The sequence below is a fragment of the Aeromonas sp. 600774 genome, assembly GCF_049175075.1.
Classification (GTDB): domain Bacteria; phylum Pseudomonadota; class Gammaproteobacteria; order Enterobacterales; family Aeromonadaceae; genus Aeromonas; species Aeromonas veronii_A.
Map to the genome: position 1 here is coordinate 42,920 of NZ_JAAKUJ010000020.1, position 14,209 is coordinate 57,128.

10 protein-coding genes are annotated in these 14,209 nt (G+C 60.3%); 4 read left to right on the plus strand and 6 right to left on the minus strand.

Annotated elements, in window-relative coordinates:
* Positions 1 to 96: 96 nt before the first annotated feature.
* The 5 genes from hemE to G5171_RS19290 form a co-directional block, all read right to left on the minus strand.
* Complete coding sequence (gene hemE / locus G5171_RS19270) at positions 97 to 1,164, minus strand: uroporphyrinogen decarboxylase (RefSeq protein ID WP_005335440.1); 1,068 nt, start codon at positions 1,162 to 1,164, stop codon at positions 97 to 99.
* Positions 1,165 to 1,344: 180 nt separating this feature from the next.
* Entirely contained in the window at positions 1,345 to 2,124 is a 780-nt protein-coding gene (nudC, locus tag G5171_RS19275; RefSeq protein ID WP_421245011.1) for an NAD(+) diphosphatase, read from the minus strand.
* A gap of 246 nt (positions 2,125 to 2,370) precedes the next feature.
* Positions 2,371 to 5,535 (minus strand): bifunctional proline dehydrogenase/L-glutamate gamma-semialdehyde dehydrogenase PutA, encoded by a 3,165-nt coding sequence (gene putA / locus G5171_RS19280; RefSeq protein WP_042053897.1) that lies wholly within the window; start codon positions 5,533 to 5,535, stop codon positions 2,371 to 2,373.
* A 332-nt stretch (positions 5,536 to 5,867) separates the two neighbouring features.
* A complete protein-coding gene (locus G5171_RS19285; protein WP_005340977.1) occupies positions 5,868 to 6,473 on the minus strand; it encodes a TIGR04211 family SH3 domain-containing protein in 606 nt (201 codons plus the stop codon).
* Between the two features lie 145 nt (positions 6,474 to 6,618).
* Positions 6,619 to 7,368: a potassium channel family protein gene (locus tag G5171_RS19290; RefSeq protein ID WP_005340978.1), complete on the minus strand. Its 750-nt coding sequence runs from the start codon at positions 7,366 to 7,368 to the stop codon at positions 6,619 to 6,621.
* A gap of 101 nt (positions 7,369 to 7,469) precedes the next feature.
* On the opposite strand from G5171_RS19290, the gene G5171_RS19295 reads away from it, so the two are divergent.
* Positions 7,470 to 8,720, plus strand: a complete 1,251-nt coding sequence (locus tag G5171_RS19295) for a methyl-accepting chemotaxis protein (protein WP_005340980.1) — start codon at positions 7,470 to 7,472, stop codon at positions 8,718 to 8,720.
* A 144-nt stretch (positions 8,721 to 8,864) separates the two neighbouring features.
* On the opposite strand, the gene gltX is transcribed toward G5171_RS19295, so the two are convergent.
* On the minus strand, positions 8,865 to 10,280 hold the full coding sequence (gltX, locus tag G5171_RS19300; protein WP_337073335.1) for a glutamate--tRNA ligase: 1,416 nt from the start codon (positions 10,278 to 10,280) through the stop codon (positions 8,865 to 8,867).
* Positions 10,281 to 10,540: 260 nt separating this feature from the next.
* Here gltX and G5171_RS19305 point away from each other — a divergent pair, with 260 nt between their 5' ends.
* From G5171_RS19305 to G5171_RS19315, 3 genes are all read left to right on the plus strand, one after another.
* Positions 10,541 to 12,643, plus strand: coding sequence for a methyl-accepting chemotaxis protein (locus G5171_RS19305; RefSeq protein WP_421260611.1), 2,103 nt, complete (start codon positions 10,541 to 10,543; stop codon positions 12,641 to 12,643).
* Between the two features lie 99 nt (positions 12,644 to 12,742).
* Positions 12,743 to 13,411, plus strand: coding sequence for a LysM-like peptidoglycan-binding domain-containing protein (locus G5171_RS19310; RefSeq protein ID WP_421260612.1), 669 nt, complete (start codon positions 12,743 to 12,745; stop codon positions 13,409 to 13,411).
* A gap of 274 nt (positions 13,412 to 13,685) precedes the next feature.
* Complete coding sequence (locus G5171_RS19315; RefSeq protein WP_005338972.1) at positions 13,686 to 13,895, plus strand: cold-shock protein; 210 nt, start codon at positions 13,686 to 13,688, stop codon at positions 13,893 to 13,895.
* Positions 13,896 to 14,209 lie beyond the last annotated feature (314 nt).

Below are 14,209 nucleotides of genomic sequence, written 5' to 3' on the forward strand. Positions count from 1 at the left end.
TGGCGCCACGCACTCGTCGTCGCGACGCCTTTTAAAATGTAAAACGGGGCCTGACGGCCCCGGATTTCAATCAGTTTCTCTTCGCTCGCCCCGGCCTTAGCGGCCGTGGTACTGGGCGGAGAGCTCGTGTACCGCGTTGACGAACACACCAGCGTGTTCCGGGTTCACATCCTGATGGATGCCGTGGCCGAGGTTGAAGACATGGCCATTACCGTGACCGAAACCGGCCAGAATGGAGGCGACCTCTTCACGGATGCGAGCCGGGGTGGCGTAGAGCATGGAGGGATCCATGTTGCCCTGCAGCGCCACCTTGTCACCGACCCGACGCTTGGCGTCGGCGATATCGGTGGTCCAGTCCAGACCCAGCGCATCGCAACCAGTGGCGGCGATCTGCTCCAGCCACTGACCGCCGTTCTTGGTGAACAGGGTGACCGGCACGCGGCGACCGTCGTGCTCGCGGATCAGGCCATCGACAATCTTGTGCATGTACTGCAGGGAGAAGTCGCGGTAATCGCGCGGGGTGAGCACGCCGCCCCAGGTGTCGAACACCATGACAGCCTGTGCACCCGCCTTGATCTGGGCGTTGAGGTAAGCAATCACGCTGTCGGCCAGCTTGTCGAGCAGCAGGTGCAGGGTTTGCGGCTCTGCGTACATCATCTGCTTGATCTTGGTGAATGCCTTGGAGCTGCCCCCCTCCACCATGTAGGTGGCCAGGGTCCATGGGCTGCCGGAGAAGCCGATCAGCGGCACTTCGCCCTTCAGCTCGCGGCGGATGGTGCGCACCGCGTTCATCACGTAGCCCAGCTCATCTTCCGGATCCGGAATGGGCAGCGCCTGCACGTCGGCCATGGAGGTGATCGGACGCTCGAAACGCGGGCCTTCACCCTGCTCGAAGTAGAGACCCAGCCCCATGGCATCGGGCACGGTCAGGATGTCGGAGAAGAGGATGGCGGCATCGAGCGGGTAGCGGCGCAGCGGCTGCAGGGTGACTTCACAGGCCAGCTCGGCATTGCGGCACAGGGACATGAAATCCCCCGCCTGGGCGCGAGTCGCCTTGTATTCCGGCAGATAGCGCCCTGCCTGGCGCATCATCCATACCGGCGTCATGTCTACATCCTGACGCAGCAAAGCGCGCAGGTATCGATCGTTCTTCAGCTCTTTCATCCCAGTTCCTGAATTCATATCACGCATAAAATGGCGGTCATAATACCACTTTGCCCAGTCAAGCGGACTGCCCAAAACGTGGCAAATGGGTGATCGGTTGCAAAGATGTGAAGGGGCGCAAACCAGAGCGCCCCGTTTTTATAAAGAAGTGCAAAAAGGTTGGCGAAAAGATAAGCGCCGTTACCCCTCGCCAGCCAGTGACAACTCGATCAGCCGCCGGGCAATGGTGCCGTGGGGCGGCAAGCGCGGCAGCCGGTCGGCGGCAAAGAAAGCGGCGGCCACCAGTTCGTCATCCTGCACCTTGATCTCGCCGCTCTCGTAGTCGGCGGTAAAGCCCATCATCAGGCTGTGGGGGAAGGGCCAGGGCTGGCTCGCCACATAGCGCACATTGCGCACCCGGATGCCGCTCTCCTCGAACACCTCCCGTGCCACGCACTGCTCGAGGTTCTCTCCTGCCTCCACAAAGCCAGCCAGCACGGTATACATGGGATCGTCCGCCTGATAGTGACGGCGATGGGCTGCCAGCAGGATCTCCGGCCCCTTGCGCACCGCCACTATGATGCAGGGGGAGATACGCGGATAGACGCTGTGGCCGTGGTGGCACACCTGCGCCCACTCCCCCGCCTTCGGGGTCATGGGGGCGCCGCACTCGCCGCAGAAACGGTGGGTGCGGCGGAAGGTGGCGAGCTGCCAGGCGCGGCCCGCGAGGCGAAAGCCCTCCTCGTCCCCCGCCACCATCAGCTGGCGTAGCGGACTCATGGCGCTCGTGTCGGCCTCATCACCCAGATCCAGCAGATAGCAGGGCAGCCCCTGCCACTCATCAAAACGCTCGAAACGGGCAGCGGCCAGCGCTGCGGGCAGGCACGCTTTACTTCCTTGTGGCACCTCTCCCTGCTGATCGAGCAGTACCAGATGATCGCCCCCCAGCACGAACCAGCGGGCTTGTTCGGTTAATGACATCAGATGACCACTCTCACTTAAGTCCAATTACACAAAGTCCAGTTAAACAGAACCCTGACCACGGCTGGCCGAGCAAAGGGCAAACGCCGCGCGAATGGCTCCCATCTTACGACCAGCACGGGTCGCTGACGACCCCGCCGAGGCCGATTGTTCCATTCGTAAAAAACGGATGGTGCAAATAAAGAGGCCGCCCGAAGGCGGCCCGCTGTTATCCGGCATCCCGTATCCAGCCTCTATCGACGCGGATCAGGCATCGCCCATCGCCAGCAGGGTGGCGTTGCCACCCACAGCCGTAGTGTTGATGGTGCGGGTCTTTTCAGTGACGAAACGGCTCAGGTAGTGCGGGCCGCCCGCCTTGGGGCCGGTACCGGAGAGCCCTTGGCCGCCGAATGGCTGCACCCCGACCATGGCGCCGATCTGGTTGCGGTTGATGTAGACGTTGCCCACGTTGATGCGGCTCGCCAGCTCCTCCGCGTGGGATTCATTGCGGCTGTGGATCCCGAGCGTGAGGCCATAACCGGTGCCGTTGATGTCGCTGATCACCTTGTCCAGATCCCGGGTGGCGTAGCGCACTACGTGCAGGATGGGGCCGAACTGTTCCTTGGCCAGCTCGCGGATGGAGCCAATCTCCAACGCGGTCGGCTGGACGAAGTGTCCCTCCATGGTCGCAGCGGGCATCGGCGCCTGCGCAATCAGGCGAGCGCGCGACATCATGTAGGCGAGGTGAGCATCGAGACCGGCCTTGGCATCGGCATCGATGACCGGGCCGACGTCAGTGTTGTGCTCGGCCGGGTTGCCCACTTTGAGCTCCTGCATGGCGCCGGTGAGGATCTCCAGCACCCGCTCGGCGATCTCCTCCTGCAGGTAGAGCACCCGCAGGGCCGAGCAGCGCTGACCGGCGCTCTGGAAGGCGGCGCTCACCACGTCGCGCACCACCTGCTCCGGCAGGGCAGTGGAGTCAACAATCATGGCGTTTTGGCCACCAGTCTCGGCGATAAGCGGCAGGATGGCGCCATCGCGCTGGGCCAGGGTCATGTTGATGAGCTTGGCAGTCTCGGTGGAGCCGGTGAAGCAGACGCCGCCGATGCGCGGATCGGCTGTCAACTTGGCACCGACGGTGGCACCGTCACCGGGCAGCAGTTGCAGCACGTCGCCCGGAATACCGGCCTGATGGGCCAGCGTCACCGCCAGATGGGCGATAAGGCCGGTCTGCTCCGCCGGTTTGGCGATAACGGTGTTGCCGGTGGCCAGCGCAGCAGCGACCTGGCCGAGGAAAATCGCCAGCGGGAAGTTCCACGGGCTGATGCAGACAAACACCCCGCGCCCCTGCAGGAACAGCTCGTTCTGCTCGCCGGTGTAACCGGGCAGCAGGGTCGCCTGTCCCATCAGGCTGCGGGCCTGCACCGCGTAGTAGCGGCAGAAATCCACCGCTTCACGCACCTCGTCGATGCCATCTTGCAGCAGCTTGCCCGCCTCGCGGGTACAGAGGGAGACAAACTGCTCGCGGTTCGCTTCCAGCAGATCCGCCAGCTTCTCCAGCGCGGCAGCACGCTCGCTTACCGGGGTGTCACGCCAGCGCGGGAAGGCAGCGTGGGCGGATGCCAAGGCCTGCTCCACCGCCTGCTCGTCGGCCCAGTGGATCTTGCCGACGGTGAGACTCACATCCTGCGGGCTCAGCACGGTGCGTGCCTCGCTGCGTTTGAGGGTCTCGCCATCGACGATGGGGCCCGCCAGCCACTGCTTGCTCTCCAGCTCTTTCAGGCGGGCGAAGAAGGGGCGCTGGATGGAGAGGATGTTCATGTTGACGCCACTGGAGTTCTTGCGGTCGGTGAAGAGGTTCACCGGCTGCGGAATCCGGTCGTTGGCAAAGCCGGAGTAGCGCTTGAGGGTGCGCAGCGGATGCTCGGCCAGCGAATCCACCGGGGTGTTGGGGTCCACCAGCTTGTGAACGAAGGAGGTGTTGGCCCCGTTCTCCAGCAGGCGGCGCACCAGATAGGGCAGCAGATCCTTGTGGGCGCCGACCGGCGCATAGATGCGGCAGTGCAGACCGGGATTGTCGTTCAGCACGGCGTTGTGCAGCTCCTCCCCCATGCCGTGCAGACGCTGGAATTCAAACTGGCGATCACCGGCCATCTCCAGAATGCTGACCACGGTATTGGCATTGTGGGTGGCAAACTGGGGGGCGATAAAGCCGCGAGTCGGCTCGCTCAGCAGGTAGCGGGCGCAGGCGAGGTAGGAGATATCGGTGCCCGCCTTGCGGGTAAAGAGCGGGTAGCCGGGCAGGCCCGCCTGCTGGGCATATTTCAGTTCGCTGTCCCAGTAGGCGCCTTTTACCAGTCGCACCGGAATGAGGTCACCCTGCTCGCGGGCCAGCGCGGTGAGCCAGCAGAGTACCGGCAGGGCGCGCTTGGAGTAGGCCTGCACCACCATGCCGAGCTTACCCCAGCCACGGTTGGCATCGGAGCGGTAGAGCTGCTCGAACAGATCCAGCGACAGCTCGAGTCTGTCCATCTCCTCGGCGTCGATGCTGATGGCCACATCCTTGTCGCGGGCGAGACGCACCAGCCCCACCAGCCGCTCGCACATTTCGCCGAGTACCCGTTCGCGGTTGGCCACGTCATAGCGTGGATGGAGTGCCGAGAGCTTGATGGAGATGGAGGGGGCCGGGCCGCCGTCGCTGATCCGCTCGTTGCCCACCGCCTCGATGGCGTTGCGGTAATCGGTCAGATACTTGTCGGCATCCTGCATGGTCAGCGCCGATTCACCCAGCATGTCGTAGGTGTGGGTGTAGCCCAGCTCGCGGGATTTGCGGCTCGCCTTGAGCGCCTCTTTCATGTCGCGCCCCAGCACGAACTGCTTGCCCATGATCTTCATGGCGGCGTACATGGCGGAGCGCACCACCGGCTCGCCCAGCTTGTTGACCATGCGCCCCAGCAGGTTGGCCGGGTTGCCGTCGAGCTTTTTGTCGAGCTTGATAATCTTGCCGGTCAGCATCAGCCCCCAGGTGGAGGCGTTGACCAGAGTAGAGTCGCTCTTGCGGAAATGAGATGACCAGTTGGCGCCGGAGAGCTTGTCCTTGATCAGGGCGTCAGCGGTCTCGGCATCGGGAATGCGCAGCAGCGCCTCGGCCAGACACATCAGGATGATCCCCTCTTGGGTATCCAGGCTGTACTCCTGCAGGAAGGCATCGATACCGTCGCCAGAGCCGCTCTCCTTGCGCACCTTGGTCACCAGAGTACGGGCACGCTGGGTCACCTGCTCCAGCGAGGCGCCATCTCCCGGCAGCATGGCCGACAGTTCGGCCAGATAGGCATTTTCATCCACCACGTAGTTTTGGGTGATGGCTTCGCGCAGGGCGGCCAGATCGGAGGGGATATAGTCAGCGGCAAGCACTTGAGTAGCTTTGAACATATGGGGTCTTCCTGTACGCCCTAAGGCTGATATCGACAAAGGCGGTCGCACCGCCGAAACGCCGACAATGTATACAATATCCTCCCCTATATGAAATGAATTTGTTGCCACTCCTTAACAAAGATCGCTAATTCACCTCATTTATTCCCTTTTGAAGCCGGCCTACCAGTAAACATGAGGGTCATCTGACTTCATTTTGTATACGATCTGCCACCGCCCGTCCTGTCGCAAAGCAGCCACGCATCCCACCCAATACCGGATGTCCCAATGCGCCCAAAAAAAGAAGGGCCGCCACGGCGACCCTTCTCAGCAATTCAGTCAGCCAGAAGCTGTCAGTTCATCCAGCGATCGCCACGGCTGCGACGGCGGGGCAGCATGGGCAACAGGATGCCGAGCAGGATCCCCGCCCCCACCATGGCGCCACCACGGATAAACCAGTCCATCTGCATGTCGTGCTCCTGGTTGTCGTAGCTCTGGGTCAGGGCATCGTTCTGCTCTTTGAGATTGTTCATCTCTTCACCCTGGCTGGCCAGCTGAGCCTTGAGGGCGGCGATCTCCTTGCTCTGGGCCGCGATCTGGCCATCCTTCTCGGTGAAGCGTTTTTCGTTGTCACCGTTGAGATTTTGCAGGCGCGCCTTGAGCTCATCCCGCTCCTTTTCTACCTGAGGGAGCCGCTCGCGCAAGCTGGGCTCACTCTGCAGTTCATTGCTTTTTATCCACCCTTCGCGACCACGCCCGTCCACCACCTGGGTGAATCCGGCATCGCCGTTCACCGCCTTCACCTCCAGCGGTTCACCAGCCTTGACGCTACCGAGAATCCGGTACTGGGTACCCGGACCATTGTGGATATAGGTAAAGATGTTGTCTGAAACATAACGTGTGTCGGCCAGTGCCTGTTGGGCACACAAGCAGATCAAAATCCCGAGAAGGGCGCGCATGGTCGATCGGTTCTCTTTTTCTGGTTTGGACAAGAGGTTGAATGTTAAGCCGCCAGCAGGTTAAAGGACAAGCAAAGAAAAATCTGCGCCCCCGGATAAATAGCACAGAGTGGCGAGCTACCTCGCCACTTGCCCACCCGCACCCTCACTTGCTTTTTAACTCCCGCACCTCGCTGCGCAGGGCGCGGATCTCCCGCAGCAACTCCTCTTGCTGGTTGTTGTAGTGATGACGCCACTTGTCGGTTTCGCTCTCCTTGGCCGGTTGCAAAAAGATGCTGGCCATAAAACCACTGATGGCACCAAACAGACCGACCCCGAACAGGATCAGCAGGCTGGCAACAAAACGCCCTTCCTCTGTTTTGGGCACCAGATCCCCGTAACCGACTGTGGAGAGGGTCACCAGCGTCCACCAGAATGCGTCATAAGGTGTCTCAATCTGGCTGCCGGGCTGACCAGACTCAATCCAGTACATGACACCGGATCCCAACCCCAGCAGCAGGAAAAAGAGGAATAGGATGCCGGAGAGGGTTGTCTCGTTTCGCTCGCGACGGAACATGGCCCAGAGATCCGGGTTCTCCTTGAACAGTTGATAGACCCGCCAAAGCTGCAGCAAACGGGCCCAACGCAGCTGCTCCACCATCGGCAAACTGCCTGGTAGATAGATCCAGTTGGTCTTGAAGAAGGATTTTCGATCAGGGGCCCGAAGCCAACCATAAGCGAAATGGGCAAGGAAGAAGTAACAGATCAGGCTGTCCAGGTCATAGAAGAGCTGCAGGGTTTGGGGAGTGAGGGTTGCCTGCCCCCACCAGCGGGCCGTCACCAGCACAACCGAGATAATCGACAGAAATGCCATCAGCAGATCCATCGCCCGCAGATGAGTTAAGTGATGTCGCATACATTTTCCAACTTTAAGCACAGTGCAAATTAATAAAAGAGAAGATAATGCCGATAGTCCTGAGGGCAAAGGAAAAAGCGATTTTCAAAGGAGATTTCACGATGCAGTTAAACCTGCTAGAGAAGCGGATGAGCAACATTCGGCTGGTGCCAAAAGTAGTGTTGCTGATGGTGTTCAGTACCATTTTGCTACTGACCAAACTCTGGTTTGATGCCAACAATCTGGAGTCAACTCTGCTCAGCGAAGGGCTTGATCCCGCCAAGGCAGATGCGATCTCCAATCGCTTGCTCTGGACCGGCCTGATGGAGACCACCATCATGGGGCTGCTGTTCGTAATCCTGCTGCTCACCGGCTCTCGCCTGATGGTCAAGCAGGTGCACTATCTGGTGGGCCTGCTGGAGCGCTTCGCCAAGCGGGACCTCAGCCACAAAGTACTGCTCAAGTCTCGTGACGAGTTCGGTGATATCGCCAAGGCGGTCTCCCACTCGCAGGAAAACCTCAAAGCAGTGTTTGGCAACCAGCGCGCCGCCTGCAAGGAGCTCAACGACATCGCCTCTCAGGTCACTCTCTGCATGGAAGAGGCCAACGAAGCGATCAACGAAGAGTTCACCCAGATTGAGCAACTGGCAAGCGCCATGAGCCAGATGGTCGGCGCCATTCGCGAAGTGGCCACCCATGCGGATCAAGCCTCTCACGCCACCGCCGAAACCAGCCAGCTGGCCGAGGAGGGGAGCCGCTGCGTTACCGAGACCGTCAACACCATCGACACCCTCTCCGGCAATATCCAGCGCTCCGCTACCGTGGTCAATCAGGTGGAGCAAGGGGTCGAGCGCATTGGCTCGGTAGTCGACACCATTCGCGGCATCTCGGAGCAGACCAACCTACTGGCACTGAACGCCGCCATCGAAGCGGCCCGCGCCGGTGAAGCGGGTCGTGGCTTTGCCGTAGTGGCCTCCGAGGTGCGCGAGCTGGCTAACCGCGCCCAGGCCGCCACCGTCGAGATCCAGAAGATGATCGAACAACTGCAGGGCAATGCAGCTCAGGCCGCCGAACTGATGGCCCATAGCGTGCGCCAGGCCGACAAAGGAGTGGAACAGGTGACCCAGGCCGGTACCCAGCTCGCCACCATAGTGCAGCGGGTACAGGGTGTCGCCGACATGAACCGCCACATCGCCGCCGCCTCCGAGCAGCAGAGCTCGGTCGCCGAAGAGATGCGCGGCAATCTGGAGCAGGTCAGGCAGATCGCTGAAGGCTCCGTCGTGGTACTGCGCGAACTGCAAGAAGCCTCCGAGCTGGTCGAACAACACAGCAAGGAGCTCGACAGCCAGATCCAGTCCTTCAAGCTGGCCTGACAGCTCGTCCAGGTCGGGCATGACCACCATGGTGCCCCACCGCAGCTCCCGGCCATAAAAAAATCCGAAACCAGTGGTTTCGGATTTTTGCTATTCAGCATGTGGCAGAACGGGGGCTCCCCTCGCCTGCTATATCGGCAGCACTTACTCGGCAGCCATACGGGCTTCGATGTAAGCAAGCGCACGGTCGATACGAGCAAGTACACGCTCTTTGCCGACCAGTGCCATTACGGCGTCGATGGCAGGGGATTGGCCCAGACCGGTGACGGCCACGCGCAGCGGCATACCAACCTTGCCCATACCCTGACCCAGCTCGGCGGCAGTCGCTTCAATCAGCTCGTGCAGCGCTTCGGTAGTCCAGCTATCCAGTGAAGCCAGCTTGGTCTTGGCCAGAGCCAGCGGCTCGGCAGCCACACCACGCAGGTGCTTCTTGGCGGCCGCTTCGTCGATCGCCTCAAAATCTTCGAACAGGTAGCGGCTCTGGGCGGCCATCTCGACCAGGGTGTTGCAGCGCTCGGCCAGCAGGGTGACCACGTCGGCCAGCGCCGGGCCATTGCTGGTGTCGATCTTCTGGTTTTCCATGTGCCATGCCAGATGCTTGGCAACATAAGTCGGATCCAGGCTGCGCATGTAGTGGTTGTTCAGCCACAGCAGTTTGTCGGTGTTGAAGGCAGAGGCAGACTTGGAGATGGCATCCAGGCTGAACAGCTTGATCATCTCTTCCAGGCTGAAGATCTCCTGATCGCCGTGGGACCAGCCCAAACGCACCAGATAGTTCAGCAGCGCTTCCGGCAGGTAGCCGTCATCGCGGTACTGCATCACGGAGACTGCACCGTGGCGCTTGGAGAGCTTGGCGCCATCGTCACCCAGGATCATGGATACGTGGGCAAACTCAGGTACCGGCGCGTTCAGCGCCTTGTAGATGTTGATCTGGCGCGGGGTATTGTTGATGTGGTCTTCACCACGCACCACGTGGGTGATCTCCATATCCCAGTCATCGACCACTACGCAGAAGTTGTAGGTCGGCGCGCCGTCGGTACGGCGGATAATCAGATCGTCCAGCTCGGTGTTGGCGAACTCGATGCGGCCACGGACGTGGTCATCGAACACCACGGAACCTTCGGTCGGGTTGCGGAAGCGAATCACGTGCGGCGCATCGGCCGGGTGATCGTGGGCGTGGTCGCGGCACTTGCCGTCGTAACGTGGCTTCTCGCCGTTGGCCATCTGGCCTTCGCGCAGTGCTTCCAGACGCTCTTTGGAGCAGTAGCACTTGTAGGCGCGGCCATCGGCCAGCATCTCGTCGATCAGACCGTTGTAGCGATCGAAGCGCTTGGTCTGGTAGTAGGGGCCCTCATCCCAGTTCAGCTCCAGCCATTCCATGCCCTCAATGATGGCGTCGATCGCCTCCTGAGTGGAACGTTCCAGGTCGGTATCCTCAATACGCAGCACGAACTCACCGCCCTGGTTCTTTGCAAACAACCAGGAATAGAGTGCGGTACGGGCACCGCCGACATGCAAAAAGCCGGTCGGGCTGGGAGCAAAACGGGTTTTGACTTTCATCTTTAAGCCTTGTGTAGAGGGCCTTGGGCCAATTCGTTAGAAAAAACCGTCGCATTTTAGCACCGACAAAGACGGATGGGAAAACCATGAAGTGGCAACAGGGCCTGGTAGCGGGGAAAATTTGACCCTTCTCACCTGCCCATCAATCTTTGAAGGGGATCGCAAAACAAAATCCCCATTTCCGATTTGCTATGGGAAGTGTTGGAGAGCTGCCTCCTCCGGCCGATATCCAAATAACGCTCACCAACAAGGAAGAGACGATGCAGTTCCGTTCGATCCAAAACCGCATTCTAGTGATGGCCGGGATTGCCATGACCACCGCCCTGGTCATCCTGATCCTGCTCAACCAATACTCCGGCCAACAGACCCAACAACTGACCATCAGCTCCAGCCGTGAAGCGCTGCAGCAGGAGGCTTGGCAGAAGGTCAGCGCCAATGCCCGCGCCGAGGCGGCCACCATCACCCAACTGCTGCAAAAGGGGCTCTCCTATACCCAACAGATGGCCAGCGCCCTCGCCCTGCAACAGCAGGGCAAACTGCCGCTGGATCGCCAGCAGGCCACCGACCTGCTCAAGGCACAACTGGCGCTGGAGCCGCAACTCTATGGCGCCTTTGCCGGCTTTGAGCCCAACGGTTTCGACGGTCAGGATGCCAGTTTTGCTGGCCAGAGTGCGCTGGGCAGTGACGACAAGGGGCGCTTCGTGCCCTACTTCTATCGCGACAAGGATCAAATCGGTACCGATCTACTGCTCTCCATTGAAAAAACCGACCCAGACGAATTCGGCAATCCCGCCAACGACTACTACGCCTGCCCGAAACGGGAAGGGCGCTCTTGTCTGATCGATCCCTTCAAGGTGGATATCAACGGTCAGCAGGTGCTGGTGAGCACCATCACCACCCCCATCATGGTGAATGGCCAGTTCCGCGGCATCGCAGCCCTCGACCTGGCGGTGGACTCCATCAGTCGTCAGGCCAAGAGCCTCAACAGCAATATCTATGACGGCAAGGGCGAAACCCTGATCGTCAGCGCCGCCGGTGTCATCACCGGCACCAGCGGTGATGCCAGCCTGCTCGGCAGCAGCGCAAGTAAGGTGCTGGGCAACCAGTGGCAGCAGTACCTGAAACCGGAAGTGCAACGTCAGGAGCTGGACGAATCATTCCGTATTTCCGTTCCCATCATGGTGCCGGGAATGAGCCGCAACTGGGCCATCATCGTCACCCTGCCCTACAAGGTGGTACTGGCAGGGGCCGATCAACTGGAGAGCCAGCTCAATGAGATGAACCAGGCAGCGGTGACCCAGCAGCTGGTCGGTGCCTTTATCGTACTGGTGCTGGCGCTGGCCACCATGCTGGTGATTGCCCGCAGTATCACTGGCCCCATCCGTCAGATGGTCAGCCTGGTGGATGACATTGCCGATGGTGAAGGGGATCTCACCAAGCGCCTCGCAACCCGCTCTGTCGACGAGCTGGGGGATCTCGCCAAGGGCATCAACCGCTTTATCGACAAGTTGCAAGGGCTGCTCGGGGATGTGCTCAAGACTGCCAGCGAGGTGAACCGTTACGCCGGTGACACCGACCGCATCGCCGGTCAGACCGACAACAACCTGCAGCACCATCAGGCGGAGATGGAGCAGATGCTGACCGCGGTGCAGGAGATGTCCTACGTCAGTCAGGAGGTCGCCACCCACGCCAACAACACCGCCGACTCGGCCAAACAGGCGCAAAGCGCCGCCGATCAGGGCAAGGAGCGCTTCCAGCAGGTGATCCAGTCGATGCACAAGGTCGCGGCAGAAGCCGGTAAAGGGGCCGAAGTGGTGGAAGGGCTGGCCCACGACAGCGCCCAGATCACCAGCATCCTCACCGTCATTCAGGGGATTGCCGACCAGACCAACCTGCTGGCCCTCAACGCCGCCATCGAGGCTGCCCGGGCCGGCGAGCAGGGGCGCGGTTTCGCGGTGGTCGCCGATGAGGTGCGCAAACTGGCTGGCAATACCCAGCAGGCGGTACAGAACACCCAGGAGCTAATCGAGAAGATCCGCCTGAGCTCCACCAATGCAGTCAACGCCATCACCCAGAGCCAGCAGTTGACCCATCAAGCGGTGGGCGAGGCGGATCTGGCGGAAGAGGCGCTCGGTAGCATCTACCAGGCCATCTCCACCATCAACGACATGACCTATCAGATCGCCTCCGCCGCCGAAGAGCAGAGCTCGGTCTCCGAGACCGTCTCCGGCAACCTCTCAAAAACCAACGCACTGGCCAACGACATTGCTCAGGATGCGACCGAAACGGCCAAAGCCAGTCAGGCATTGCGTCAGGCGGCCGACAAATTGCAGCAATTATTGGGTCAATTTCGTCTCAGCTGATAATTTTCCGCCTCAGGACTCTCCCCCTCGGGGGCGAGTCCGTTTACCATAGGCGACGAATTTGCCTGATGGCAGGCAATGTAGTGAGAGGTAAATGCCGTGCCCACCCCGGACCGTCGCCCACGAGGCCATAACAGACGAGCCCAGCAGCGTCGCCAAGACGAATCACAAGGATCCCTGCTCCATCGCATCAATGCCGCGACCCTGTCCCTGCGCCAACGTTTTGGCCAAGGGATGAGCAACCTCGGCCAACGTCGCCAGGATGCCAAAGCAGGCAAATTCAAGCTGTCCAGCCCGCTGCCCCGCAAAAACACCATAGGTCTGCTGATCCTGATCCCGCTCTGGTTGCTGGTGCTGGCCTGGGAGCCGGCACCATCCGCCCCCAAGGCAGCCCCTTCCGGCTCGCTGGAAGTGCCGCTGGCCGTGCCTGCTCAAGCGCTAACTGTCGGCAGTGGCGCAGCAGGCAGTGCCCCCGCGGCTGCCAAGCCGGTCGAAGAGAAGGTCAACGGCACTTGGCTGCAACACGATGTGCAGGCGGGTGAGACCCTCTACTCCATCTGGCGCAAATTCGAGTTGCCGGGTGCCGAGCTGAGCCGCCTGATCGCCATCGAGGGGCCGGATCGTCCCCTGACCCGCCTGCAATCGGGCCGCTCTATCTTCATCCTGGTGGACGACACCCGCCGCATCCAGCGGGTGGAGGTTCGCTCCTACGGTCAGGCAGTCTACCGCTACGACCGGCAGGGCGAAGGGTTCGCCCTCAAGGAATAACAACACGGGAGGCGCTGGCCTTCCGTTTTTTTTCAGCCAAATATCTTCAAATAAGCTACTGACTTCACAATATTTTTAGCTTGTTCAAAAAACGAAAGGGGTCAAATTGACAAGGATCGGCGCTAACGTACAATCGTTTGTGCTTTAGACAGGGATTGTTCTACGTGCTACTGGGACAAAGAGACGTGGTCAGTCATGAGCCAACCCCTGCTTGCAAGGCAAATGCAGCCCAGCACGGGCTTAGTTTCATTTTGTTATTGATAGGATTTAGCACATGTCTGACATTCGCACCGGCCAGGTAAAATGGTTCAACGAAACCAAGGGTTTTGGCTTTATTGAACAATCCCAGGGTCCGGACGTATTCGTTCACTTCTCCTCCATCCAGAGCACCGGTTTCAAAACCCTGGCTGAAGGTCAAAAAGTCCAGTTCACTGTGACCCAGGGCAAAAAAGGCCCTCAGGCTGAAAACGTTACTCTGGTCTAAGCCCGCGCCAGTGAATCATGCAGGAGGAGCCAAGGCCCCTCCTCTTTTTTGCCCGCAATTCTCGCCCCCCACCACCTGTCACAACCGCTTGCCTCGTACAATCCGCACCATGAGCCCACATCCCCTTCCTGTTGGCAGGAGGTGGTAGAGACGCGCCTAGTAAACGCCAGATACGACAAAGCATCGCAACGCGATGTGAAGGGCAATTCAAAGGGATTATGAAAACTTCGAAGAGAGATTGGAGCGGGAAACGAGACTCGAACTCGCGACCCCGACCTTGGCAAGGTCGTGCTCTACCAACTGAGCTATTCCCG